24 protein-coding genes and 1 tRNA gene are annotated in these 23,830 nt (G+C 61.7%); 14 read left to right on the top strand and 11 right to left on the bottom strand.

Annotated elements, in window-relative coordinates:
- Positions 1–276 precede the first annotated feature (276 nt).
- On the top strand, positions 277–1,188 hold the full coding sequence (locus OQE56_RS16930; RefSeq protein ID WP_267225841.1) for a LysR family transcriptional regulator: 912 nt from the start codon (positions 277–279) through the stop codon (positions 1,186–1,188).
- A gap of 168 nt (positions 1,189–1,356) precedes the next feature.
- Here OQE56_RS16930 and OQE56_RS16925 read toward each other — a convergent pair whose 3' ends face one another.
- Complete coding sequence (locus OQE56_RS16925) at positions 1,357–2,043, bottom strand: DUF2461 domain-containing protein (protein ID WP_267225840.1); 687 nt, start codon at positions 2,041–2,043, stop codon at positions 1,357–1,359.
- A gap of 11 nt (positions 2,044–2,054) precedes the next feature.
- Positions 2,055–3,503 carry an exodeoxyribonuclease I gene (sbcB, locus tag OQE56_RS16920; RefSeq protein WP_267225839.1) on the bottom strand — a complete coding sequence of 483 codons (1,449 nt, stop codon included), beginning with the start codon at positions 3,501–3,503 and terminating at the stop codon, positions 2,055–2,057.
- A gap of 80 nt (positions 3,504–3,583) precedes the next feature.
- On the opposite strand from sbcB, the gene orn reads away from it, so the two are divergent.
- The 5 genes from orn (at position 3,584) to OQE56_RS16895 (ending at position 8,753) form a co-directional block, all read left to right on the top strand.
- Complete coding sequence (gene orn, locus OQE56_RS16915; protein WP_267225838.1) at positions 3,584–4,144, top strand: oligoribonuclease; 561 nt, start codon at positions 3,584–3,586, stop codon at positions 4,142–4,144.
- A gap of 30 nt (positions 4,145–4,174) precedes the next feature.
- Positions 4,175–5,086: a dihydropteroate synthase gene (gene folP / locus OQE56_RS16910; protein ID WP_267225836.1), complete on the top strand. Its 912-nt coding sequence runs from the start codon at positions 4,175–4,177 to the stop codon at positions 5,084–5,086.
- A 54-nt stretch (positions 5,087–5,140) separates the two neighbouring features.
- Positions 5,141–6,493 carry a phosphoglucosamine mutase gene (gene glmM / locus OQE56_RS16905; protein ID WP_267225835.1) on the top strand — a complete coding sequence of 451 codons (1,353 nt, stop codon included), beginning with the start codon at positions 5,141–5,143 and terminating at the stop codon, positions 6,491–6,493.
- Between the two features lie 136 nt (positions 6,494–6,629).
- Entirely contained in the window at positions 6,630–7,565 is a 936-nt protein-coding gene (locus OQE56_RS16900) for an isopenicillin N synthase family dioxygenase (RefSeq protein ID WP_267225834.1), read from the top strand.
- 690 nt (positions 7,566–8,255) lie between these two features.
- Positions 8,256–8,753 carry a hypothetical protein gene (locus OQE56_RS16895; protein WP_267225832.1) on the top strand — a complete coding sequence of 166 codons (498 nt, stop codon included), beginning with the start codon at positions 8,256–8,258 and terminating at the stop codon, positions 8,751–8,753.
- Here OQE56_RS16895 and OQE56_RS16890 read toward each other — a convergent pair.
- Positions 8,750–9,565 carry an SDR family NAD(P)-dependent oxidoreductase gene (locus OQE56_RS16890; RefSeq protein WP_267225830.1) on the bottom strand — a complete coding sequence of 272 codons (816 nt, stop codon included), beginning with the start codon at positions 9,563–9,565 and terminating at the stop codon, positions 8,750–8,752. The genes OQE56_RS16895 and OQE56_RS16890 overlap by 4 nt on opposite strands.
- 121 nt (positions 9,566–9,686) lie before the next feature.
- Here OQE56_RS16890 and tpiA point away from each other — a divergent pair, with 121 nt between their 5' ends.
- From tpiA to OQE56_RS16855, 7 genes are all read left to right on the top strand, one after another.
- A complete protein-coding gene (gene tpiA / locus OQE56_RS16885; RefSeq protein WP_267225829.1) occupies positions 9,687–10,436 on the top strand; it encodes a triose-phosphate isomerase in 750 nt (249 codons plus the stop codon).
- A 25-nt stretch (positions 10,437–10,461) separates the two neighbouring features.
- On the top strand, positions 10,462–10,908 hold the full coding sequence (gene secG / locus OQE56_RS16880) for a preprotein translocase subunit SecG (RefSeq protein ID WP_267225828.1): 447 nt from the start codon (positions 10,462–10,464) through the stop codon (positions 10,906–10,908).
- Positions 10,909–10,919: 11 nt separating this feature from the next.
- Positions 10,920–11,004, top strand: a tRNA-Leu gene (locus tag OQE56_RS16875).
- A gap of 228 nt (positions 11,005–11,232) precedes the next feature.
- On the top strand, positions 11,233–11,703 hold the full coding sequence (locus tag OQE56_RS16870) for a hypothetical protein (RefSeq protein ID WP_267225827.1): 471 nt from the start codon (positions 11,233–11,235) through the stop codon (positions 11,701–11,703).
- Positions 11,704–12,028: 325 nt separating this feature from the next.
- On the top strand, positions 12,029–14,482 hold the full coding sequence (locus OQE56_RS16865) for a tellurite resistance TerB family protein (protein ID WP_267225825.1): 2,454 nt from the start codon (positions 12,029–12,031) through the stop codon (positions 14,480–14,482).
- Positions 14,479–15,777 carry an ATP-binding protein gene (locus OQE56_RS16860; RefSeq protein WP_267225823.1) on the top strand — a complete coding sequence of 433 codons (1,299 nt, stop codon included), beginning with the start codon at positions 14,479–14,481 and terminating at the stop codon, positions 15,775–15,777. Before OQE56_RS16865 ends, OQE56_RS16860 begins: the two co-directional genes overlap by 4 nt.
- A 6-nt stretch (positions 15,778–15,783) precedes the next feature.
- Positions 15,784–17,979, top strand: a complete 2,196-nt coding sequence (locus OQE56_RS16855; protein ID WP_267225822.1) for a DEAD/DEAH box helicase — start codon at positions 15,784–15,786, stop codon at positions 17,977–17,979.
- Positions 17,980–18,664: 685 nt separating this feature from the next.
- Here the strand turns inward: OQE56_RS16855 and OQE56_RS16850 are convergent.
- The 3 genes from OQE56_RS16850 to OQE56_RS16840 are packed head-to-tail and all read right to left on the bottom strand — an operon-like array spanning position 18,665 to position 19,749.
- Positions 18,665–18,988 (bottom strand): hypothetical protein, encoded by a 324-nt coding sequence (locus OQE56_RS16850; protein WP_267225821.1) that lies wholly within the window; start codon positions 18,986–18,988, stop codon positions 18,665–18,667.
- A 2-nt stretch (positions 18,989–18,990) separates the two neighbouring features.
- The gene (locus OQE56_RS16845) at positions 18,991–19,380 is read right to left on the bottom strand and encodes a hypothetical protein (protein WP_267225820.1); all 390 of its coding nucleotides are present in this window, start codon (positions 19,378–19,380) and stop codon (positions 18,991–18,993) included.
- A gap of 21 nt (positions 19,381–19,401) precedes the next feature.
- Positions 19,402–19,749 carry a hypothetical protein gene (locus OQE56_RS16840; protein ID WP_267225818.1) on the bottom strand — a complete coding sequence of 116 codons (348 nt, stop codon included), beginning with the start codon at positions 19,747–19,749 and terminating at the stop codon, positions 19,402–19,404.
- 421 nt (positions 19,750–20,170) lie between these two features.
- Here OQE56_RS16840 and OQE56_RS16835 point away from each other — a divergent pair, with 421 nt between their 5' ends.
- Entirely contained in the window at positions 20,171–20,338 is a 168-nt protein-coding gene (locus OQE56_RS16835; RefSeq protein ID WP_267225817.1) for a hypothetical protein, read from the top strand.
- Positions 20,339–20,482: 144 nt separating this feature from the next.
- Here OQE56_RS16835 and OQE56_RS16830 read toward each other — a convergent pair whose 3' ends face one another.
- The 5 genes from OQE56_RS16830 to OQE56_RS16810 all read right to left on the bottom strand — a co-directional run bounded on the left by OQE56_RS16830 (position 20,483) and on the right by OQE56_RS16810 (position 23,546).
- A complete protein-coding gene (locus OQE56_RS16830; RefSeq protein WP_267225816.1) occupies positions 20,483–20,818 on the bottom strand; it encodes a hypothetical protein in 336 nt (111 codons plus the stop codon).
- Between the two features lie 105 nt (positions 20,819–20,923).
- A complete protein-coding gene (locus tag OQE56_RS16825; protein WP_267225815.1) occupies positions 20,924–21,250 on the bottom strand; it encodes a HigA family addiction module antitoxin in 327 nt (108 codons plus the stop codon).
- A gap of 148 nt (positions 21,251–21,398) precedes the next feature.
- On the bottom strand, positions 21,399–21,728 hold the full coding sequence (locus OQE56_RS16820; protein WP_267225814.1) for a hypothetical protein: 330 nt from the start codon (positions 21,726–21,728) through the stop codon (positions 21,399–21,401).
- Positions 21,729–21,981: 253 nt separating this feature from the next.
- Entirely contained in the window at positions 21,982–22,761 is a 780-nt protein-coding gene (locus OQE56_RS16815; RefSeq protein WP_267225813.1) for a polysaccharide deacetylase family protein, read from the bottom strand.
- The gene (locus tag OQE56_RS16810) at positions 22,758–23,546 is read right to left on the bottom strand and encodes a formyltransferase family protein (protein WP_267225812.1); all 789 of its coding nucleotides are present in this window, start codon (positions 23,544–23,546) and stop codon (positions 22,758–22,760) included. Before OQE56_RS16810 ends, OQE56_RS16815 begins: the two co-directional genes overlap by 4 nt.
- Positions 23,547–23,830: the final 284 nt, after the last annotated feature.

Here is a 23,830-nt window from a genome sequence, read left to right as displayed (position 1 = left end):
ACGGGCGCGGTTTCTGTACGCTGCAACGGATTCGACAGCAGCACGTTGCCTCATCCCTTCGTGGTCGTCATTCCGGCGAAGGCCGGAATCCAGTGACGTCACCGGTCGGTTCTCTCCAGAGACTTGCCCTGTGTAACGCGATAACCAAGCATTTTCGCTACTGGATTCCGGCCTGCGCCGGAATGACGAGCATAGGGCGAGAGGGAGGATGGTCTTCCTCTCCTTCGTTGTCGTTTATGCTTTCGCCCAGTTACAGGCCAGGCCAGCACCCAGCGGATGATTTCTTCCCACCTATCGGTAGTCTCGCTCCGCGACTTGATGCTGGTGCAGGCGGTGCGCCGCCATGGCAGCTTCAACAGCGCCGCGCGCGCGATGCACATCAGTCCGTCGGGCCTTTCGCATCAGGTTCAAAAGGTGGAGCAGGCGCTGGGTGCGCCGCTGTTCGAGCGTGGCGGCCGCCGCATCGTACCGACCGCGGGCGGGCAGCGATTGCTCGAGCAGATCGATGCCGTGCTCGCCGCCGCCGAACATCTGCAACAGGTTGCCCGCGCCGGTGAGGTTGCCTTTGGTGGCGAGCTGCGTCTTGGCGTGCCCGCATCGCTGGGGCCTTATCTGCTTCCGCATCTGATCGGGCCGTTTCCCCAGCATTTCCCCGGTACACGTCTCAGCCTGTCCGAAGGCAAGCCGCGAGGCCTGCTGCGTCGTTTGAACGAAGGCGAGCTCGATGCCGTGCTTGCGCCACGTGTTCCGCCCGTGAGTGGCGTGGCGATGCGTCCGCTGTTCTTCGAGCCCTGGGAAGTGATGTTCCGTGCGGACCATGCCCTCGCCGGCAAGCGCAGCGTGGGCATCGAGCAGCTCGAGGCCAGCGACGCCACGCTCATGACCGAGAGTCATTGTGAGGACGTGCTAGGTGGCGGCCACGTGCAGGACGTGAGCCTCGAGAGTCTTGCCGCACTGGTGGAGCTGCGCGGTGGCTATGCGCTCGTGCCGGCTTTGGCCCACGACCGCCTTGCCTCCATGCCCAATGTGGTGCTCGCCAAGCTCAAGGGCCAGGCCCCTGGGCGAGAGATCGCCCTGTACTGGCGCGAAGCATCGCCGTGGCACGCGGATCTGCAGAATTTCGCAGCGTTGTTGCGCAAACTGGCGAAGCAAAGGCCCGGTTTGCGATTGGCGGAAGAAGCGAGCTGATCGCCCCGACGCCCAATGCTCGTCATCCCAGCGAAAGCTGGGATCCAGTGACTTTGATGCCGTGCCTCACCATGTAAAGACACTGGATGACCAGCCTTCGGCTGTTGTGAAGCTCCTCCAGCTTTCGCTGGGATGACGAATCAGAAGGGGCCGGTGGGATTGCAGCCTTCAGAAATCCAATTCCTGCGACGCACACAGATAGTCGATCATCGGCGACACGCGCTTGTACGTATCGACCAGCCACGGCAGCAATTCGGCCGAACACGCCAGCTTTTCATCAAAGCCTTCGCCGCACGCAAAATCTTTGCGTTTGATGTCATCGATGAGTTCGTGATTCGCGTCGAAACCGCGCGGCGGGCGAGTCAGCGACTCGCCCCAGAACTGAAAGTGATCACGAAACGTCTTGCCACGCGTGGCACGCTTCCACGCCTCGGGGTTGTCGGCAAGAAATTCGCGGATCTTCTTGAGGGCGTCCGACTCCGGATGCCACATGCCGCCACCAGCAAAACAGTCGCCAGGCTGGATATGCACGTAAAACGACGGCGCGGGAATCTCATGCCGGCGCTCATGGAAGAAGCGCGCACCCTGCCACGGCTTGTAAGGCAGCTTGTCATTGGAAAACCGCGTATCCCGATAGATGCGAAACAGCGAGCCGCCGTTCTTGCGCGGATCGGCACGGTAATGCGGGCTGATCTTCGTCAGCGGCGCCTGCAAGTCGGTGATCAGCGCAAGAAACGGATCGCGCACATCGCGGTCGTATTCCGCCTTGTGAGCTTGAAACCACTCGCGATTGTTGTTGCGGTCCAGCGAACGCAGAAAGCGGAAGGTAGCGGGCGAGAAGTAAGTGTTGGCCATGATGTCGGTGGTCAGGCGGCAAGAGGGGCGATGTCAGCAGCCAGCATCTCGCCCCAGGCTTGTAGCTGGTCGAGGATGCCGAGTTTGTCGTGATGTGCGTCGTCTGCACGTAACGCCGCAATACGCGCGAAGTACTCATCGAGCGTCAGGTGGGTCAGCGGCGAGGGGCGAGTCAGGCGATCGTGGCAGAAGGCCTGCCACCGCGCCTGTTCGTCGAGGTTTAGTGTTTCCGGCCAGTTGCGTGCGCGGTAGCGGAACAGCAGCTCCGGATAACGCGGATCGCGGAACGGAAACGCCCCTTGCGCCAACTGCTCGGGTGGGGTGGCGCGAATATCGGCGAGCAGGCGCTTATCCGCATCCGGTAGAAAGCCGCCGTAGATCGCCAGCTCAGGGTCCTCCGGCGGCGGCAGATCGGCGGCGCGCTGAAAGACACGGCGAAGCTTGGCGGCCAACCCCTCGGCAGAAGCCAGCATGTCGCGATGCATCTGCACCTGGTCAAGGTCGATCTGCAGCCGTTCCAGATCCACACCTTTAAGCACGGATAGCGGAGCAAGCGCCGGCGCGCGATTGGCGCGTACCGTGCGCAAGGGAATCCGCTCGACACCTTCGGGCAGGTCGGCGCGTGCCGTGAACACACGGTCGGCGATCTCCTCGTCGTTCAATGCCAGCAGATCGGAAGGATCGCCCGACAGATCATAGACAATGATCTCCCCGGGGCGGCTCGGATGAGCGGCCAGCGGCGCCACGACGGCCAGACAATGCCGGCTCGACGGATAGCGTGACGAGACATGCACCACGGGCGTCATGGCAGCGACGTCAAGCAATTCGAAGACGCGCTGCTTGCGCCGCAGGCCGAAATACCAGTCCCAGAGACGCGGCTGACGTACGCGGATCAACCGCGCCAGGTCGATCAGCGCGTAAACGTCCGACAATGCATCATGCGCGCGGTCCTGGCGCAGATGATTCGCGGTGGCCAGATGCTCCAGCTTGAAACTCGGCGTGCCGTCTTCGCGCTTTGGCCACTCGATACCTTCCGGGCGCAGCGCCTGGCACATGCGCACCAGATCAATCAGATCCCAACGCGAATTGCCGTTCTCCCACTCCCGGCCGTAGGGCTCGTACATGTTGCGATAGAACAGTTGCCGGCTCACTTCGTCATCGAAGCGCAGCGAGTTGTAGCCCACGCCACAGGTGCCGGGCTGGGCTAACTGCTCATGCACGCGTGCGGCAAAATCGGCCTCAATCACGCCCTCACGCTCGGCCTGCTGTGGGGTGATACCGGTAATCAGGCAAGCCTCGGGGTGGGGCGGCATTTCACGTGGCGGCTTGCCGAAAAACATCACCGGTTCGCCGACGATCTCCAGGTCCATCGTGGTGCGGATGCCGGCGAACTGCACCGGGCGATCGCGCCAGGGGTCGGCCCCGAAGGTTTCGTAGTCATGCCAAAAGAAGGTCTGCATACGGGGGATCATCGCATGCCGGTCCCAGCCGTGGATGCTGGCGCAGGCGCGGATGGTAGACTGCGCGTCCAGGAGGGCGCATGAGCCAAGCGAACGAAGACAATCTGATCTGGATCGATCTGGAAATGACCGGGCTCGATACGGACAACGACTCCATTCTCGAGATCGCCACCATTGTCACGGACAAGGAACTTCGCATTCTGGCCGAGGGACCGGTATTCGCGATCCGCCACCCGCTGGAGCGGCTTGAGGGGATGGATGCGTGGAACCGCAACCAGCATCGCCGATCCGGCTTGTGGGACCAGGTGGTAGCCTCGACGGACGACCACGCAGCGGCCGAGCAGGCGACACTGGAGTTCCTGAAGGCGTGGGTGCCGCAGGGCAAATCGCCCATGTGCGGCAACTCCATCTGCCAGGATCGCCGTTTCCTGCATCGCGAGATGCCGAGGCTGGAGCGCTACTTCCACTATCGCAATCTCGACGTATCCACGCTGAAGGAACTGGCGCGCCGCTGGGCGCCCGCCATCGGCAAGGGCTTTGCGAAGGAATCGGCGCACACCGCGCTGTCCGATATTCGCGACTCCATCGACGAGCTGCGTTATTACCGCCGGTTCATGGGGCCGCTGGGCGGCGAGTCCTGAGATCACCCTTGCGCGTACACGGGAGTCGCCATGTCCCTCGATGATCTGTTTGCTCCCGTGCTCGATTGCGCCGGCCGGCCCTTGCGGCTCGACCGGCCGCGTGTGGTCGGTATTCTCAACGTCACTCCCGACTCGTTCTCCGACGGCGGCAGCCATGCCACGGTGGAAGAGGCCGTAGCGCACGGCCTGCGCATGGTCGAAGAGGGCGCGGACATGCTGGATATCGGCGGCGAGTCCACGCGCCCCGGTTCCGAAGACGTGCCCTTGAACGAAGAGCTGCGCCGCGTCGTACCGGTGCTGGAGCAGCTGGCCGCGCGCACCACGGTGCCGCTCGCCATCGACACCTCCAAGCCCGAAGTCATGCGTGCGGCAGTCGCTGCCGGCGCGGGCATGATCAACGACGTCTATGCACTGCGCCGCGAAGGCGCGCTGGACGCGGCAGCCGAATTGCGCGTGCCGGTTTGCCTGATGCACATGCTGGGCGAGCCGCGCAGCATGCAGGATCAACCGCACTACGACGACGTGGTGGGCGAGGTGCATCGTTTTCTCACCGACCGACTGTTCGCTTGCGAGTTGGCCGGCATCGACCGCCGCAAGGTCATGGTCGACCCGGGTTTCGGCTTCGGCAAGACGCTCGAACACAACCTTGCCCTGCTGCGCGCGCTGGAGCAGTTCGCCAACCTTGGCAGCGGCGTGTACGCAGGCCTGTCGCGCAAGTCGATGATCGGCGCCATGACAGGTCGGCAAGTGCCCGCCGAGCGTGCGGCCGGGTCCGTTGCCGCAGCGCTTATCGCGGTGCAGCGCGGTGCTCGCGTGGTACGAGTTCATGATGTGGCCGCTACCGTGGACGCTCTGGCCGTATGGCATGCCGTCAAGGCAGGTGACACGCCGGTGCGCCGCGACACCAAACCCGCCGCGCCGCGCTGGCCGGACGACGAATAAACCTTTTCGCAGGACGCGGCGCCGCAACGAAATGCGGGTGCCTGGAGCTGAGCCATGACACAACGCAAATATTTCGGAACGGACGGTATCCGCGGTCTGGTCGGCCAATGGCCGATCAGTGCGGACTTCATGCTGCGCCTGGGTCGAGCGGTGGGCGTGGTGCTGGCGCGCTATGGCCATCCTCGCCCGAAAGTGCTGATCGGCAAGGACACCCGCGTCTCCGGCTATATGTTCGAGTCGGCACTGGAAGCGGGTCTGGTGGCAGCTGGCGCTGATGTGGCGCTGCTTGGCCCGATGCCGACGCCGGGCGTGGCGTACCTTACGCGTTCATTGCGAGCGGATGCGGGCATCGTCATCAGCGCTTCGCATAACCCGCACCACGACAATGGCATCAAGTTCTTCTCCGCCAATGGCGAAAAGCTCTCCGACGAAGTGGAGCTAGCCATCGAAGAGGAGCTGGATCTCGAGTTCTCCACCGTGCCGTCGGAGCAGCTCGGCAAGGCCACACGCATTGCCGACGCGGTGACGCGTTACGCCGAGTTCTGCAAGTCCACCGTCTCCGAAGACTTCAATCTGCGCGGCCTGAAGATCGTGCTCGACTGCGCCAACGGTGCGACCTATCAGGTAGCGCCCAAGGTCTTCAGCGAACTCGGCGGGCACGTGATCGTCATGGGTGACAAGCCCGACGGCTTCAACATCAATCGTGACGTCGGTTCCACCCATCCGCAGGCGCTGCAGCGAGCGGTGGTGGAGCAGGGCGCGGATATCGGCATTGCGTTTGACGGTGATGGCGATCGCGTGCAGCTGGTAGATCGCCACGGCAGCGCCGCCGATGGCGACGACATTCTTTACGTGCTGGCCAACGCCTGGCATGCGCAGGGCATGTTGTTGGGCCCGGTGGTCGGCACGCTGATGAGCAACTATGGTCTGCAGCTCGCGCTGGCCGCCATCGACGTCAAGCTGATTCGCGCAAACGTCGGCGACCGCTACGTGTTGCAGCAGCTCAAGGAACATCGCGGCAACCTTGGCGGTGAAACCTCCGGCCACATCCTGGTTCTGGATCGCGCCACCACCGGCGACGGCATCGTCTCCGCGCTCGCCGTGCTCGAAGCGCTGGCCTATACCGGCAAGGATCTGGCACAGGCACGCGAGGGCCTGCGCAAGATGCCCCAGGTGATGATCAACGTACGCGCCGATGGCGCACGCGAAGCGCTTCACAGTGAGCCCGTGCGGCAGGCCCTGGCCGAAACCGAGCGTGCACTGGCCGGCCGCGGCCGCGTGGTGTTGCGCGCCTCAGGTACCGAGCCGCTGGTACGCGTCACCGTAGAAGCGGCCGACGAGGCCGAAGTGCGCCAGTTGGCCGAACAGCTTGCTGGTGTCGTAAAATCTAGCGCTGAACGCTCGTGAGCCTGTCAGGGCCCGCCCTTCGTCCTTCTGGATAAGGCCGGCCCCCACACCCAGGTCGCCAAGGATTGGCCCGACGTGCCCCGCCCCTGCGGTGGCGGACAGACAAGTGGACCGCACGCACACCTGTGGACAAGCCATGAAGAAAGTTCCAACCCTCGACATTCGTCGTTACGACACCGACCGCGACGCTTTCGTCGCCGAACTCGGCAACGCCTATCGCGAATTCGGTTTCTGCTGCATCAGCGGCCACGGCATCCCGCGCGAGCTGATTGACGGCGCTTACGAGTCGTTCCAGCAGTTCTTCGCGCTGCCGACCGAGACCAAGATGAAGTACCACATCGCCGGCAGCGGCGGTGCACGCGGCTACACGCCGTACAAAGTGGAAACGGCAAAGGACAGCAAGTTCGCCGACCTCAAGGAGTTCTGGCATATCGGCCGCGAGATTTCGCGCGACTCGAAATTTGCCGAGGTCATGCCGCCCAACATCTGGCCGGCCGAAATCATCGATTTCAAGAAGAACGGCTACGGCTTGTTCGAAGCGCTCGACCAGCTTGGCTCGCGCGTGCTGCGTGCGCTGGCATTGCACATCAACCTGCCTGAGCGCTTCTTCGACGACAAGATCGACCAGGGCAACTCCATCCTGCGCCCGATCCATTACCCGCCGATCACCGAGGAAAACATCCCCAACGTGCGTGCGGGTGCGCATGAAGACATCAACTTCATCACCTTGCTGGTGGGTGCGAGTGCCGAGGGTCTCGAGGTGTTTACTCGCGAAGGTGAGTGGCTCCCGATCACCACCGAAGGCGATGCCATCGTGGTGAATATCGGCGACATGCTGCAGCGCCTTACCAATCACGTGTATCCATCCACCTCGCATCGCGTGGTGAATCCTCAGAACGATAACGCACGCAAGCCGCGTTACTCGGTGCCGTACTTCCTGCATCCGAATCCGGATGTGGTGCTCGATCCGCTGCCGCAGACAGTGACGGCCGATAACCCGAGCCGCTACGACACCAGCATTACCTCGCACGAGTACCTGCTGCAGCGCCTGCGCGAAATCAAGCTGATCTGATCACGCCCCACTTCTCCCTCTCCCCTCCGGGGAGAGGGCTGGGGTGAGGGGCGGGTGCTCGCGACAAAGTCAGTTTCCCTCACCGCCATCCCCGCGAAAGCGGGGATCCAGTGACTTTGCTCTTGGCTCTGAGCGTGGCGTTTCCGCCAGCGTGCCGCTTACGCAGCGGGCGTTTCGACCTCCTGCCGGAGGCCGAGTCACTTTTCTTTTGCTGGCCCACGCACGCGCTTGGAGCGCGTGCGAACGGCGAAGCCGGCCCGAAGGGCGTAGGGCAGGATGCCCGGAGTCAAAGATCCCACGGGGACTAGCTTCGCGTCGAAAGTAACCCAAAGAAAATGGCCTTAAAGGGCTCGTAGCGTCGTGATTAATACAAGCCTTGGGGCTTAAGTTAATCGGCACCTATCGATCCATCCGACACGCGGTACGGCTACACCGCAACGCGCCACGGCGGAGAGGACTTAAAGCGGACCGTCGCTTCGCTTCCTCTCGGCTTGCACGGTGATTCTTGCGGTGCACCCCACTTCTCCCTCTCCCCTCCGGGGAGAGGGCTGGGGTGAGGGGCCAATCTAGCCCCACCATTTCATCTGAGCCGCCTTCGGGAGCGGGAAGACACGTCCTCCCATGACTTCCGACCGATCCTGTTCCATCAGCCCAAAGCTACGCTGGACTCCTCATGACAAGGAGTCCGCCATGCGCCCGATGCTGATCGCATGCAGTCTGTACTTGCTCAGTAGCTATGCCATCGCCGCAACCGACGACCCCTTCCACGATTTCGCCGATCTACCCGGCGAGTGGACCTGCCACGGCGTATTCCCCGCCAGCGGCAAAACCATCGATTCCGAGCTGCATTTCGAACGCGATCTCGCAGGCAAAGCCTTGCTCAAACACCACGACGACACATCACCACCGGCGATGTATCACGCCGTAGAAGCATGGGGCTATGACCCCAAGGCAAGCCGCTACAACGCCACCATCCTCGACAACTTCGGCGGCGCACGCATCTTCTCTTCGGAAGGCTGGCGCGACGGCCGCTTGATCTGGACTTCCGCGCCCGAAGTAAAACCCGCGCAACGCTTCTCATACATACGCGTGACGCCAGAGCGGCTCCGCATCGACTGGGAAGTGGAGCGCAATGGCCGCATGGTCGTTGGCGACACCCTCAACTGCGAGCGTCGCGCACGGAGTTAGTGAGTCGTTTCCAGCACGCGATAGCGCTTCGATTCGCGTGCAGACAGCCACAACGTCAGCGGGTCAGGGAGCAGCTTCGTCAGCGCCTTGATAAAACGATTCACGCGACCCGTCACGCGCACAATCTCGCCACGCTCAACCGCGTCATACGCCTCGCGCACCACCATCTCAGAGGTTTGCCACATGAACCCGGGCAGCTTGTTCATCAGCTCCCGTGTGCCGGTGACGTCGTGGAATTCCGACCAGGTAAAGCCGGGGCAGAGCGCACAAACGTTGATGCCCAGATGTTGGTTTTCCAACGCCAGCGACTGCGAAAACTTGATCAGGTAGGCCTTGCTCGCGCCGTACAGCGTGTGGCCCGCCGAACCCGGCACGTGGCCAGCCAGCGAAGCCACATTGATGATGCGGCCATAACCGCGCTCACGCATGCCGGGCAGCAGACGCCACACGAGCTCGGCCGGCGCGGTCATCAGCACCCGGATAAACGCCTCGTGCACCGGCCAGTCGTTCGCCTCGAACGTACCCGGAACGCCATAGCCCGCGTTGTTGATCAGCCAGTCCACCTTGAGTCCACGCGCATCGAGGGCATCGCACAGTTGATGCGCGGCCGCAGGGTCCGCCAGGTCGGCGGGCAGCACGGTAACCGTCGTCTGATGGTGGCTGCGCAGCTCCTGCGCCAAGGATTCCAGCCGTTCCACCCTGCGGGCCGTCAGCACCAGGTCGTGGCCGCGTGCAGCCAGATCGCGGGCGAAGGCCGCGCCGATGCCGGCGGAGGCACCGGTGATAAGGGTCAGTGGGCGGGCTGGGGGCATGAAGTGGTCTCCTTCTGGTGTTGTTGATTTTTGTCGTGAATGCAAGGGCTTGTCAGCCTTTCATTGCCAGTGGCATGGTCGATCGGTAAGCTTTCGGGTTTACACGAAACGGAATGGGAACATGCGCAAGAAATTCGTCGCCGGCAACTGGAAGATGCATGGGAGCCGCAGCATGGCCGCAGCATTGGTCGGTGACATCGTCGCAGCATTGCCTCCCGCCATCGACGTAGCCGTGTTTCCTCCGTTCCCTTATCTGGGTGAACTGGCCTCGCAGCACGCAGGCTCGGGCCTTGGTTTTGGCGGCCAGGACGTCAGCGAGCATGACGGGCAGGGCGCCTACACGGGCGAAGTCTCCGCCGCCATGCTGGCCGATACCGGAGCGCAGTGGGTGCTGGTAGGCCACTCGGAGCGCCGCCAGTACCACCACGAAACCAACGAGCAGGTGGCCCGCAAATTTGCTGCGGCCCGCGCCGGTGGCCTCACCCCGATTCTCTGCGTGGGCGAAACGCTGGCCGAGCGCCAGACCGGCCTCACCGAAGCCGTGGTGACCCGCCAGCTCAAGGCCGTCATCGAGATGAATGGCATTGCCGCGTTCGACACCGCCGTCATCGCCTATGAACCCGTCTGGGCCATCGGCACCGGCCACACCGCCACGCCCGAACAGGTGCAGCACGTTCATGCGTTCATCCGTAGCCAACTCGCAAAAGAAGATGCTATGATTGCCAGTCTGACCCGACTGCTTTATGGCGGTAGTGTCAAAGCGGCGAATGCTGCGGAATTGTTCGCGCAGCCGGACGTAGATGGTGGGTTGATCGGGGGCGCCTCGCTGGCATCAGCTGATTTCCTGGGTATCTGCGCTGCAGCGTATTGAGCGTCACGGACTCTTAAAGAGAACCATGTTCGTCATCTTCAGCGTTTTCTACATCTTGATCGCCGCGGCGATGATCGTGCTGATTCTGATGCAGCGCGGTGCAGGCGCCGACGCGGGCTCCGGTTTCGGTGGCGGTGCATCCGCTACCGTGTTCGGTGCGCGCGGCTCGGCCAGCTTCCTCACTCGCTCCACGGCGGTGCTCGCTGCGCTGTTCTTTGCGCTCAGCCTGGGCATGGGTATGTATCTCGGTCACCACGGTGGGCCGCAGCCTGCAACCGGCAGCGATCTGGGTGTGATGTCCGGGGTTGCCAACAAGCCGGCGGCAACGCAGAATGCGCAGCCCGCCGCGCCGGCCAACGCGGAAATTCCGCAGGCCACCAAGCCGGCGCAGGGCGACGTCCCCGCGGCAACGGCTCCGGCCAAGCCCGCGGGTGATGTACCGGCCGCGACGGAACCGGCAAAGAAAAACTAAGTAAGACACCTGCCCAGGTGGCGGAATTGGTAGACGCACTACCTTGAGGTGGTAGCGCCGAGAGGCGTGGGGGTTCGAGTCCCCCCTTGGGCACCAATAAGCGATATCGATGGCTTTTGCATCGCTATCCGGAAGAACAAAGAAACCGCCGAAAGGCGGTTTTTTTGTGCGTTGATGACGAGTGGTGGCTAAAGCTTTCGTCGCTTACGGGCCATGGCATTAGCAGCCATTCGTAGCGCCTTGATAGATACCCCTAGTTCGGTACGATGTCGCTCACGCAGCTACGAAGGGACAGGCTGCGAATAACGCTGCAAGGGAGAGCATGTGGCAAAGCAAGACAAGATCATCGCGGGCGTTCTCGTATTTCACGGAACAACCGGCATCGTCTGGACCATTTGGTTAGCGTCCAAGATCGGCTACCCGGCACTCTTCATCACCCTCAACCTGATGCTGGCCGTGCTCGGCATTGTTGCGGGTGTCGGTTGTTTCCGCGGCGATGATAGATCTGCACCGTTGGGTCAACTGTTTTGGGCAGTGCAACTACTGCACTTCGTGACCGGTGCGTTTACTTTTTCCTTTACGCTGGGCCTGAATCTGGTCTTCTCGCTGGGCTGGATCAACTTCGGCCAGATGGGCGTGAATGTTTTCGCACTCGGCATGATGGTGTGGCTCGCACGCCGGATGGGGAATCCGGGCAGTCCGCTGTATCGAGGGAGTCGGTCTTCATCAATGATGGCCACGACAACTCATGAGCAGGCAGCGGTTATGCCCGAGCCAAGTAAGGGATCAGAGTAAGAGTAATGAATTCCGAAAGTGCACTCTGACCCGGGTTTTGGATGAAAAGGGAATCAGGTTCTTTCTAGGGGAGGGCGGTTGTCCACGGACGACACTGGACCCGCTGGAGGCTTGAGTTGAAGCGGGGCCTACGCTCGCTGTCACCGAGCCTGGTGTGCACGGGTACACAGATCCAAGCAGTCACCTCATCTCGGATAGACTGCGCAGCCATGGGATAGAAACCGTTTGTTCGACGACGGGTCGAGCCATCGACCGAGGCTTCTCTTTGGTCCAGTTGTGACCAGACGAAGGCCCTCGACGATCTCCACCCTAAGGGGATAGTGGTATGAGCCGACGCTCAGGGAATGGCGGCGACGCCTTGATCGGAATCATCGTCATCGCCTTCGTAGTGGCACTCATTCCGTGGAGAATTTGGGGTTGGTTTGCCATTATCGGCATCGGGCTGATGGTGCTGCGCTGGGGGGCGCGCGCGATCAAGCGTCACCTCAGCACTCGCCAGAAGAGCTCCGACTACCGGACGCTCGAGCAGATCATGGCCTCGAGTCACAGGCCGCCGGCGCGTGCCTCATCATCGCCGGCAGGCGGGCAGCCGCCCGCCCTTCCCATACAGGTGCCACCTCCGGCAACAGAGCCGGAGTTCTTCTCTATGTTGTCGCAAATCACGGATCGCTTTGTAGACAAGGAAGCCGAGCCCGCAGAGTTTCAACTGTCCGGCAGCCGAGATGCCGCCAACCCGTCCGAGTTTCAGCTCCCGCAGCGCCCACCGGAACTGAGCGCGGCACGATGGATCCCCCAGGGACAGACCGTCAACGTGGCTGGCACCACTGTGCCCGGCGGCCTGCTCTACGTTGGCACTGGCCGCGCAGCGGGCGGCTACAACAACCCCAGCCTGATTCAGCCGCATTTGAACGTCAGGAGTACGGGGAACTTCACAGTCAGTCGGACATCCTACTGGCCCAGCTACGCTGAGCTCGACCCAACGGCGCGTCGCGCTTACCTCAACTGGCTGGTGGCGGGGCGCCGTCACCCAGACTGCGATATAGGGTACGTATTCCTTTTCTTCTACGGCCTGGAGCAGCGCGTTATCGTGGATGGCTATTCTGTTGTGGGCCCGACGGAATGGCAGATCATTCGCGACGAGATCACACAGCTGTCGGCGGTTTACGCTGACGGTTCGCCATCATTTCGAACTTTTGCCGAAGGTTTATTGGAATGGATGGCAGTCGTTGCAGTACCAGAGCGCACTTATGCGTCAGCGCTGCCCCCGATGGTTCGAAGCTACAGTTTGCCGTGGCCGCTCAAGGTCGCCCTGGGCCAAGCATCGATCGATCGCGTGCCATTGTCCGCGTCGCTGGCACTGGCTTGGGTCCGTTATAACCCCACGGTCTACCTTCGAACTCCGGCGAGCCGTTGTGCCGAGGAATTTGATCAGCTATTCCGTGCCCGGTATGGGGAGCGCTATGGCACTGGCCTGGTGTTACCCAAGAATCGAAAGAAATTGGCCGTCGTCTACCGTCCTGCTTCGGCCGGCCTGCAGGGGCGCACCGAACTGACTCGAGTAGTCGGGGATCTGCCGGACGTGACTGGCCTATCTGCGCCGATCGAGAAATTGCTTGAGTTGGCCAATCAGTGCACGGCTGAGCTGGACGGGTACAGCCGCGCTCTCGGTAAAGATGCGAGCGTGCGGGGCACGCCTGCCGGACGGACACTGCTGCCGTTCGAGGTGTGGCCAACTAAAGCGAAGGCGCAGGTGGAGACTTTGCGCGGCCGCTGCTCCGGCGAGTCGGGCTTCACTTTGCCGCTGGATGATTTCCTGAGGCAGGTGGGTACTCCCGACTTATCCGGAGACAGGATCCGAGCACTGGCAGGTATTTTGGCGACGCAGGGTCTGGGAGTCGAGCCAGATCTTCTCCAGGGCGCAAGGGTGCCTGGCATGTCGGATCCCATCGTCGTTTTTCCGCTAATTGCTACGCCCGAGGCGTCGCGCGACAGCGATGAATACAAGGTCGCCGCCCTCACTTTGCAGGTCGCGGCTGCTGGCGCCCATGCGGATGGCGAGTTCAGCGCGGATGAGGAGCAGCATCTGTTGCAGGAGATTGGCAGCTGGCGCCAGCTCACCGAGGCCCAGCGCCGCCGGCTCGGCGCGCATTTGAGGTTGCTAACGGCGGCTCCTGTGGCCATCTCATCGCTGAAGAAAAAGCTGGGCTCAGCAGATAGCGCCTCCAAGGAGCGCATCGCTGCGCTTATGGTCACGCTGGCTCAGGTTGATGGCACGGTCTCGCGCGCCGAGATGGTGCTGTTGGAAAAGGTCTACGCCATGCTTGGCCTGGACAGCCAGCACCTCTTCAGCAGCGTGCATGCCGCGGCGGCTGGTAGCGCCGTCCCCGAACGTAAGCCGGCCAGGGGGCTTAAGCTCGATGCCAAGCGCATAGAGGCGTTACAGCGCGAGACGGCGACAGTCACTGCGCTGCTCGCCGATGTATTTAAAGAAGATCCGGCGGATGTCACGACGGACCCGGCGATCGAGCTCGCGCTGCCCGACACCGATAGCCTCATGGGGCTCGACGGCCCGCACAGTGCCCTTGTTCGCGAGCTGCTAGAGCGTGCGGAATGGACGCGTGCAGAGCTGCAGGGTTTGGCAACCAGCCTATCGCTGATGCTGGATGGCGCCCTGGAGACCATCAATGACGCTGCCTACGATGCCTTTGACTACCCTCTTACGGAAGGGGACGACCCCGTTGAAGTCAACGCTGACGTTACTGAGAGACTGAAAGCATGAGCACACCCATTCGACCCAAGGACCGGGATTCGGTCATTCAATCGCTGCGGATCGGCGTTGTGCCTCGCACCGGCCAACATCTCATTCAGGTCGGTCGCAAGCGTGAGGTCGAGACGCTCGTAGGTGACATCGATCGGGTGGCCGATACCGGGGCATCCTTTCGCCTCGTGATCGGCGAGTACGGATCGGGTAAGACGTTCTTCCTGAATCTTGTTCGTGCCATAGCTATGGAGCGTAAGCTCGTCGTCGCCAGCGCCGATCTGAACCCGGATCGCCGGCTGCATGCGACCGGCGGCCAGGCGCGCTCGCTATATGCCGAGCTGATGCGCAATGTGGCCACCCGAGCAAAGCCCGAAGGTGGTGCCCTCCCTGCTGTGGTCGAGAAATTTGTCGCGACTGCCGCCAGCGAGGCAAGGGCGAATGCGCAACCCACTGACCAGGTCATCCGCGCGAAGCTGGCGCAGCTCGCAGAGCTGGTGAACGGGTACGATTTTGCCGATGTAATCGCGGCCTACTATCGTGGGTTCGAGGAGGGCAACGAACAGCTGAAGGCAGATGCCCTTCGGTGGCTGCGCGGCGAATTTGCCACGCGTACCGATGCGCGGGCAGCGTTGGGGGTTCGTACGATCGTGGACGATGCCTCGATCTACGACCAGCTGAAGCTCATGGCGCGCTTCGTCACTCTCGCCGGCTATGCCGGCCTGCTTGTGTGCCTCGATGAGCTGGTGAATCTCTTTAAGCTGGCGAACGCGCAGGCTCGCCAGTCCAACTACGAGCAGCTGCTGCGCATGCTCAATGACTCCTTCCAGGGCACCGCAGTGGGGTTGGGCTTCGTGCTTGGTGGGACCCCTGAGTTTCTCCTCGATACTCGGCGCGGTCTGTACAGCTATCCGGCGTTGGAGAGCCGATTGGCCCGCAATACGTTTGCGCAGGACGGCCTGGTGGACTTCAGCGGTCCGGTAATACGTCTTGCGAGCCTCACAGTTGAGGACTTTTTTGTCCTGCTGCAGAACATCCGCCACGTGTACGCCAGCGGCGATTCCGCCAAATACCTCATCCCTGATGACGGCATCAGCCGCTTCATGGAGCATTGCGACAGACGTATAGGCGACTCGTTTTACCGCACACCCCGGACAACCATCACTGCGTTCATCAACTTGCTGGCGGTTCTGGAGCAGAACCCAGGCGCGGACTGGCAGGCTCTCCTGGGCGGCATCGATGTTGCGCGCGACACCGGCGGCGCCGGAGACTTGGCGGTGGAACAGGACGACGAGCTTGCCTCGTTCCAGTTGTAAGCGTGCATGACGGCGTCCACTGCCTTTCATCTGCTCGACGAACGCATCCAGCGCTTCCTTTGGGTGGAGCAATGGGAAGCTTTGCGGGACGTGCAGGAACTAGCGATCCCGCTGATCGTCGCCGGGGACCAAGACGTTATCGTTGCGGCTGCAACGGCAGCGGGAAAGACCGAGGCGGCATTTCTGCCGGCGCTGACACACCTGCTCCAACACAACCCTGCCGGTCTCATCGTCTATGTCAGTCCGCTCAAGGCTCTGATCAACGACCAGTTCGGCCGACTGGAGCGTCTGTGCGAGACACTGGAGATTCCGGTTTGGCCATGGCACGGGGACGTGTCCAGCTCGGTCAAAAGTCGATTCCTGAAGAAGCCGTCCGGCGTCCTCCTTATCACGCCCGAATCCCTCGAGGCGATGCTCTGCAACCGGGGCACGGCTGTGGCCGGGGCGTTCTCGAACGCTGTGTACTTCGTCGTTGACGAGCTTCATGCGTTCATTGGCTCGGAGCGCGGCAAGCAGCTTCAGTCCTTGATGCACCGAATTGATTCCGTTCTAGGGCGGCAGGTGCCGCGCATTGGGCTGTCCGCCACCCTTGGCGATATGCAGCTGGCTGCCACGTTCCTCCGCAGCGGCCGGCCGGTGGCGATCGTGGAGACGGGCTCGGGCGGTGCGACGCTGAAGGTTTTGGTGAAGGGGTTCGAGGAGCCGGCCCGGTTGGACAAGGCCCCTGGCCCCAACGATGGCCTGTCCACCACCGCGATCGCGCGGGATCTTTTCACCAATCTTCGCGGATCCAACAACCTGGTCTTCCCCAACAGCCGCCGAGAGGTGGAACGCTATGCGCACCTGCTGAGCGGTCTGTGCGAAGAAGCGCGGATCGCCAATGAGTTCTGGCCCCATCACGGCAGCCTGTCTCGCGAGATCCGCAACGACACTGAGGTGGCGCTGAAGCAAAAGGACAGGCCTGCCACGGCTGTCTGCACCAGTACGCTCGAGCTTGGCATCGACATCGGCGCCGTCAAGAGCGTTGCTCAGATCGGCCCGCCGCCGTCGGTGGCCAGTCTGCGTCAGCGGCTCGGGCGGTCGGGCCGGCGCCGTGGTGAGTCGGCGATTCTGCGCGGCTTCGTGATTGAAGACGCGCTCGGCAGCCAATCCACCTTTTCCTCGCAGCTACGCCTAGACGTTGTCGAAATCGCTGCCAGCATTTCGTTGCTGCTGGAAAATTGGTTCGAGCCGCCCGTCACGCATGGGGCGCACCTCTCTACCTTGGTGCAGCAGCTGCTGTCCGTCATTGCTCAGTACGGCGGCATGAATGCCTCGTCGGCGTACCGGCTCCTCTGCGGATCAGGCGCGCCATTCGAGGGGCTTAGTCCGGCCATGTTTACCGAGCTGTTGCGGCACCTCGGTCAGGAGAAGATCCTTCAGCAGGATGGCTCTGGGTTGCTCCTGCACGGTCCTCGCGGCGATCAGCTGGTCAACCACTACACGTTCTACGCGGCCTTCCTTAACGACGAAGAGTTTCGGGTCGTCACTGGCGGCAAGGCCTTAGGTACACTCCCGGTGCACCAGCTATTGGTTGCAGGGCAGCGCATCCTGTTTGCCGGACGCACTTGGCTCGTGGAGTCCGTGAACGACTCCGACAAGACCATTTTCGTAACCCCGTCAAAGGGTGGTGCACCGCCGCTGTTCAGTGGGACAGGCGGTCGCATCCATTCCCGCGTGCGCCAGAGGATGCGAGAGCTCTATCGGGGCAGCGGGCTTGTACGATTCCTCGATCCCACAGCCCAGCGATTCCTCGATGAGGGGCGATTGGCGTACCAGGGACTGGCCTTGGATGAGCGCTGGTTGGTTGATCAGGGGCCCTATTGCCTGTTACTGACCTGGCTGGGGGATGCTGCCAATGAGGCACTAGCATGCCGGCTGTCGGCGGCAGGTCTGCCATCAGCGCTTGCGCCACTCGGAGTTGAGGTCACCAAAGGCGATCTACGGACTGAGGTCATCATTGAACGCGTGATGGCGTTGGCCCATGAGGCGATGCCAGGAGTTGACGACCTCCTGGCCGAGGCGAAGAACCTGCAACGACAAAAGTGGGACTGGGCCCTGCCGCCGAAGCTTCTGCGCGCGACGTATGCGAGCTTGAACCTGGATCTGGACGAAGCCCAAGGGTGGTTGGCGTCGGTGCACTCTCTTCCGAACGACGCCTAATCCTCGTTCGTTGCAGTGAGCAGATGATGTGGCATTGGTATGTGGCGGTGGAGCGCTTCAAGGCAGAAAAGCCAGAAAGAATTGAAGGCAAGGTATCGGCGCGCGTAGTTAATGCGCTGATTCCTGAGAGCGAAAAGGGGTGAGCGAAAAGGGGTCAGAGTGCTTTTCTAGTCCTTAAAAAAAGCACTCTGACCCCTATTTCTTCAGCGGCGTCTTATCTCTGGTCATGTTCATACCGCTGGTCAACATTGTGATGCTGTACGTTTTCGCATTCACACGTTGGCCTATCGAACGGGCTCAGTAGTTGTCGTAGAAGTTGTAAGGGGGACGGCTGTACCCAAACACCGTCTCCTCAAACTTCCGCAGCTCCTCATCGAACAGCTCCTCAGAGAAAAAGGGGTCAGAGTACTTTTCTAAGGACTAGAAAAAAGCACTCTGACCCCTTTTTCTCGGAGTCGATAAAGGACGGCTACGTCTTGCGCATTTCGACCATAAGCGAAAAGGGGCCAGAGTGCTTTTCTAGTCCTTAGAAAAAGCACTCTGACCCCTTTTTCCCTCCCTGGGTGGTAGGTGGGTAGGGCGTGTGCTCGCGAAGCGCAGGGTTTTTGCCTCGACTGCTGGAAATGGGGCCAAGTTCACCTCTGAGGTACGGAAGTGAACCCGACCCCCTTTCTCTTGTCTTGGATCATTCTTTGAAACCTGGGATCACAGCCTTGTGGTAGCACCGACAGCCGTCCTCTATTCCGGGTCGGATGTAGCGCTTGCCGACCCTCATGCCCTTTGCAATGGAGTAGCGCTTACCGTCGAGCTTCTGATGGAGCGCTGTCATCTCGTCATCGGCGCATGGCGCGCCAGAGCTGAGCCAGATGGCGTACTTGATGCCAGCTGCGAGCATCCGCTGATCATCGTGGGCCAGCTTCTCCTTGATATCGGAGCCGCGGTAGGGCTGTAGTGGATCGCTCTTGGGCAGCGGAGGCGGTGTCTTTTTCTTGAATAGCCAGCCGAACACAGTTAGACCTCCCCAACTGGCTTGCGCTCGCGTCGAACACTTCCGGTGAGGATCCAGCGTGCCAGGAAGAAGATGGGCCAGAGGAAGAGGGAGCAGCCGATAATCCACAAGCCAGCGAAGAACGGCGTGCGGAGCCGGTCGGCCTCGGTTCTCTTAGTGTCGGAATCCAACTTGATCTTCCAATAGATGTCCCAGCAGAGCTGTTCCACGGCCAAGTCGCCCTTCGCATCTGCTTTGCATGGTTTGTAGGCTGCAGCAGCGATGTCGTACATGCGCCAAGAGGCTGCGACCTCCTCCCGATGCTGCCTCTGGGCCCATCCTGAAATGCCGGCGCCCAATGCCATACCAAGCACGGTAAGCACGATCAATAGCCGCCTGATGATGGCTTCCATGAGTCACTCCCCTGTCGATGGTCAGAACCGCTGCTTATCTTCCTTGTGGCAGGTGCCGCTGGCGAGGGTCACGCCGGCCTTGTCGTCATGCACCATGATCTCACCGCTGAAGCGGTCAATGGTCGTCGTCGTCTCCTCGGGAAACGCACTTTGCGTGATGTGGAAGCGGATCTGTCTATCCGTGATGGAGGCGGGATAGACGCCAACTAGCCGCTTTCCTGGGTCCACGAGCAGCGAGGCAGTAATCGGCTCCGACTGGCCATAGGTGTATGTGCAGCTCAATGTGAACCGCTCGTTCGCCCCCTGAGCTGAAGCACTGGCAGGCCAAGCTGCTGCGGCAAGAATGATCGCTGACCCGAAGTAGCGCATAGGCTCTCCCCTGTGATGGGTCGAAGTATAACGGGGCGCCTGGGAGCCAGACGCCTATACCAATTGGAGGGTCACTGATTTTTGCGAGGACCGCGGGCGATGCCACCGATCCCGGCGAAGCCGAACACTACGGTCAGAGCCACCTTGCCCCAATCAGTGACGTCCGTCTTCCGAGCGTAGCCGTCAGTTTCGACGATCACCTGTCGGGTCGCGCTGAGCTATGGCGGTCAATGTCCGGCGTGTACGTTCTATAAGGCGAATCCTTCGAGCGAAAAGGGGTCAGAGTGCTTTTTTTCAAATCTTTAGAAAAAGCACTCTCACCCCTTTTTCGTCTCCGTGTGACATTGGCAGTGGGACTGGGCTTGAAACGTGGAGGCCTTGGCCTTATGCCAGTGGTTACAACAACCAACGGAGAGAGAGCATGTCGCAAACGGCATCTGAAATCGCAAAGGACATCCTGGTCGCAGTCGTTTCGAACCCGCACGGGTCGGCTCTGACCAATGGCACTGCGGATGACGTGAAGCGCAAGGTCGCTGAGGCCTATGAGGCGATCTTCGACTCAGTCAAGAAGAAGCACAACGGCGGCTGATGCCTGACATCGTTTCGCCCTGCACGAAACTAGCATGATCGAATAGCTGTGTCCGATTGCGAGGGCCGAGCCATGAAGCGCTGATCGCAATACTGAACACGCAAAACAAAAGCCCGGCCTAGCGCTGGGCTTTTCCTTTGGAAACTACTTTGGCTTAGCTGGCGGCCATAGAGTGCAAATTGCTTTCACTACGCCAATGGACGACTCCAGGTCATCGTACTGTTGCGGGAATGCACGCCATTGACTCTCCACCATGGCAGAGATGGCAGTGATGGACGATCCAGTTGGTGCTTGGCAAGTCGGCTTGTCGCCGACTCCAAGGCCTTCATTGAAGCCAAGGTAAACGCCACCGATAAAAAAGGCGCGCGATTCGTCGGACAATAGCCTCAGGTCTTTTACGGTGTTGTACCCCTGCGCTGCGCTAGCGGTGACAGGAAAAAGCGCAACCACCGACATCACGGATAGAAGTAGCTTTCTCATGGTTCCCCTCGTTGCGCTCCCGAGCGCACGAGCGATTCTTTCATAGTTTGAGCCAGCCTACAGAAAAGGGGTCGGAGTGCTTTCCTGCTTCCTTTTCTAGGCGACCTAACGCGAAGAAGCACTTGGCTCCTTTATCGCGACATCGCGCCCACGCCTTTCCCGCTCCAGGTCGCACTGCACTTGCAGCAGCATCCAGTAGAGCGCGCTGGTGTTGAGTACCACGGCGAGGCGGATGGCGTAGGTGGTGCGCATGGGGACCTCGCCGATGATGAGTCGCCGCAGACTGGTCACGGTGATCCCCGTGCGGCGGGCGAGGGCGGAGAGGGTCATGGCGCGGGGTATCAGGTAGTCGTGCTTCAGCACCTCGCCGGGGGTGCGCAGACGCTGTGAAGGGTCCACCCGCAGATGCGGGTCGAGGCGAATCAGGTTCATCGGGTTTTCCGGTCAGGCACGGCAAGGCGACGCATCAGGGATGACATCGATGCGTGTCGGGGAATGTCCTGCGACGCTGTGCGTGATCGCCCAGGTGTGGCGCATCGATGGGTATCGACGCGCCACGGGGAACGATCACAGGACGGGGCTAAGCGTTCACTCTCAACGCCTCACCGTACCCATCCACCAGACGTTCAAGGCACTGGATAGCGGTGGCCACTGCAATGGCCACGGTGGCCGAAAGCGGCCATTCCAGCGACTTGTGGGGAAACCCTTGGGCGCGGGCGTGCAGGCACTGCTCGTGATCGATGCGCAGACGCGTCAGGGCATACGCAGCCAGGGCGAGGTCTTCGCGGGTGAACACGAGCTCAGGAGGGAGTGCCGACGCCGACTCCGTGAGGGTGTCGGGTGGAGGAGTGTGGGTGCTGCCGGCGGGAACGGGCAGGCGTGCGCGTGCCGTATGATCGTGGGTAGCCAAGATCAACTCCTAAGGTTGGCTTTGGTCAGCGGGTCGTGAGTGCTGACACACTCGCGGCCCGCGCTTCATGACTTTACTGCCATGGTCACTTGCGGCAACCGGTACACAGAGACCGCGAGCGACCCTTCGAGAGTACTGAGGGCGGCTACCGCCCGCTGTAGGGGTTTGCCTTGACGCGCTACCCCTGTGTCGGCCGGCATGCCGACTGAATGACCTGACGCATCGATACAGCGGTGAGCCGCTGAAGCCTCCGCTACGCCTCACCCAACCAATGCCGCCGCACCAGGTGATAGACAGGTCGCGCGCATCGCTTGAGTGGTTTCTTGAGGTTCCATTCAAGCCACTGCCGTTGCCGCAGCGCACCCGTGCCCCGCGCGAGGGCTAAGGTCGTCGCAGGTTCCATGCCGCGCCACAGCGTGTAGCGGCCCAGGATCAGGCAGCCATCGACGATGTGCTCGCGCACGGTCGGTTCGGACGTAAACAAGAAACAGATGCCCGCCGCCGCCGCGGCCTGCGCGACCGCGCGTGAGTAGAAGCCGCCGGGTACGGAAGCGACGCTGACGGGACGACCCAGTATTTGCTGCAGGCGTTCCACGCTGATGCGCCACTCGGCATCGAGCATGGCAGCCGGCATGCGCGAGATTTCCGCCGGGTGGGTGTGCGAATGGCTGCCGACGATATGACCGCCGGCATCGAGGTCGCGAATGGCATCGGCATTGAGAAAACCGGCCGTGCCGATGCGGCTGGTGGTGACCATGAAGTGGCCGACCATGCGCCGCTCGCTGAGCAAGGTGCCGATGTGGGCGGCGCTGGCACCGCCGTCGTCAAAGGTGAGCAGGCATGAGGTATCGGTGGCGAGCGGCGAAGTGGTGACGGCGGGAAATTGCAGGCCGCTGCCGGCAAGTGCAGTGAGCTGCCGCTCGAACGCTTCGCCGTCGAGTTTGTAGTGCGCGGCAGCGGGGCCGGGAAAGCCGCTGGCGTCTTCGTGACCGGGCGCCACTACGTCGTGGTACATCAGCGAGGGTGGATTCACGCTGCACCTGCCTTCGCTACCGCGCGCCGCCAGCTCACATAGCGTGTAAACCACGGTTGGCCCCAACTGGCGCTGGCGTGGCCGCGTGTATCCAGCGGTTGCGCGAGGCCGTTGGCGATGTCGCACAGGCGGGCTTCGAGTGCGTGGAGGTTTTCCAGCACGACGCGATATTGGATGACTACGTGCGATTCGTGGCGTTCATCGAACGGGTAGCTGTAGTAGCCGTAGACGGGCCCGGTATCCACGCCGGCGTCGATGGCGAGCAGCGTCATGCCGACGCGTTGCAGGTCGCGCCGCGTCAGGGCCCAGAAGCAGCCGTGGGCGTTGCGGTACTCCGGGCAGATGCCGGGATGGAATACGAAGGTGCCGATGCGTGGGATGGCTATGAGTTTTTTCTTGAGCAGTTGCTTGCAGCGGGCAATCACCATGTCGGGCCGGGTGTCGCGCAGGAACTGCACGACGGCCTCGTCGTTGACGTTGGAGGCGACGATGTGCGGAACGGTGGGCGGCGGGCCGTAGCGGTGACGCAGGGCGTTCAATGCGTTGTCCATCCATGCGCGATCGCGGGTGGCGAGGGCCAGGCGCTGGTAGAAGCGCATGGCGATCACGTCAAGGAAGCGCAGCCAGCCGACGCGTTTGATTTCGCGGCGAATGCGGGCGCGTTTCTGCGGGCCGGTTTCATCGAGTATCACGATGCCGGCGAGTTGCGAGAACGAGGCGAGCCAGGCGGCGAGGCCTTCGCGGTCGAATGTGTCTGCGGCGTGGCAGATGAGGATGGTGCGCATGTTATGAGCCGAGCTTCACGCGTTTTGTATTCCCTCTCCCCTCCGGGGAGAGGGAGCAAAGAGGAAAGCGCTCCTCCATATGAAGGCGGCGAGGCCTTCGCGGTCGAATGTGTCTGCGGCGTGGCAGATGAGGATGGTGCGCATGTTATGAGCCAAGCTTCACGCGTTTTTTATTCCCTCTCCCCTCCGGGGAGAGGGTTAGGGTGAGGGGCCAATCTTGCGATGTCGTTCGATTGATCGCTGCCATGTTGTAGGTTCCCGCGAGCACCCGCCCCTCACCCCAG

This window comes from Dyella silvae, from assembly GCF_026421305.1.
GTDB classification, from domain to species: Bacteria; Pseudomonadota; Gammaproteobacteria; order Xanthomonadales; family Rhodanobacteraceae; genus Dyella; species Dyella silvae.
Note: the sequence above shows the minus strand (reverse complement) of the source record. Positions and strands in the feature narration are given on the sequence as shown.

Bases quoted from the DNA above. Each gene is read 5' to 3' on its own strand.
- OQE56_RS16895 (WP_267225832.1), top strand. From the start codon at position 8,256: ATGCGCCCGATGCTGATCGCATGCAGTCTGTACTTGCTCAGTAGCTAT.
- OQE56_RS16840 (WP_267225818.1), bottom strand. From the start codon at position 19,749: ATGCGCTACTTCGGGTCAGCGATCATTCTTGCCGCAGCAGCTTGGCCT.
- OQE56_RS16865 (WP_267225825.1), top strand. From the start codon at position 12,029: ATGAGCCGACGCTCAGGGAATGGCGGCGACGCCTTGATCGGAATCATC.
- OQE56_RS16900 (WP_267225834.1), top strand. From the start codon at position 6,630: ATGAAGAAAGTTCCAACCCTCGACATTCGTCGTTACGACACCGACCGC.
- OQE56_RS16830 (WP_267225816.1), bottom strand. From the start codon at position 20,818: ATGAGAAAGCTACTTCTATCCGTGATGTCGGTGGTTGCGCTTTTTCCT.
- orn (WP_267225838.1), top strand. From the start codon at position 3,584: ATGAGCCAAGCGAACGAAGACAATCTGATCTGGATCGATCTGGAAATG.
- sbcB (WP_267225839.1), bottom strand. From the start codon at position 3,503: ATGCAGACCTTCTTTTGGCATGACTACGAAACCTTCGGGGCCGACCCC.
- OQE56_RS16855 (WP_267225822.1), top strand. From the start codon at position 15,784: ATGACGGCGTCCACTGCCTTTCATCTGCTCGACGAACGCATCCAGCGC.
- OQE56_RS16845 (WP_267225820.1), bottom strand. From the start codon at position 19,380: ATGGAAGCCATCATCAGGCGGCTATTGATCGTGCTTACCGTGCTTGGT.
- secG (WP_267225828.1), top strand. From the start codon at position 10,462: ATGTTCGTCATCTTCAGCGTTTTCTACATCTTGATCGCCGCGGCGATG.
- folP (WP_267225836.1), top strand. From the start codon at position 4,175: ATGTCCCTCGATGATCTGTTTGCTCCCGTGCTCGATTGCGCCGGCCGG.
- OQE56_RS16810 (WP_267225812.1), bottom strand. From the start codon at position 23,546: ATGCGCACCATCCTCATCTGCCACGCCGCAGACACATTCGACCGCGAA.
- tpiA (WP_267225829.1), top strand. From the start codon at position 9,687: ATGCGCAAGAAATTCGTCGCCGGCAACTGGAAGATGCATGGGAGCCGC.
- glmM (WP_267225835.1), top strand. From the start codon at position 5,141: ATGACACAACGCAAATATTTCGGAACGGACGGTATCCGCGGTCTGGTC.
- OQE56_RS16890 (WP_267225830.1), bottom strand. From the start codon at position 9,565: ATGCCCCCAGCCCGCCCACTGACCCTTATCACCGGTGCCTCCGCCGGC.
- OQE56_RS16825 (WP_267225815.1), bottom strand. From the start codon at position 21,250: ATGAACCTGATTCGCCTCGACCCGCATCTGCGGGTGGACCCTTCACAG.
- OQE56_RS16925 (WP_267225840.1), bottom strand. From the start codon at position 2,043: ATGGCCAACACTTACTTCTCGCCCGCTACCTTCCGCTTTCTGCGTTCG.
- OQE56_RS16860 (WP_267225823.1), top strand. From the start codon at position 14,479: ATGAGCACACCCATTCGACCCAAGGACCGGGATTCGGTCATTCAATCG.
- OQE56_RS16930 (WP_267225841.1), top strand. From the start codon at position 277: ATGATTTCTTCCCACCTATCGGTAGTCTCGCTCCGCGACTTGATGCTG.
- OQE56_RS16835 (WP_267225817.1), top strand. From the start codon at position 20,171: ATGTCGCAAACGGCATCTGAAATCGCAAAGGACATCCTGGTCGCAGTC.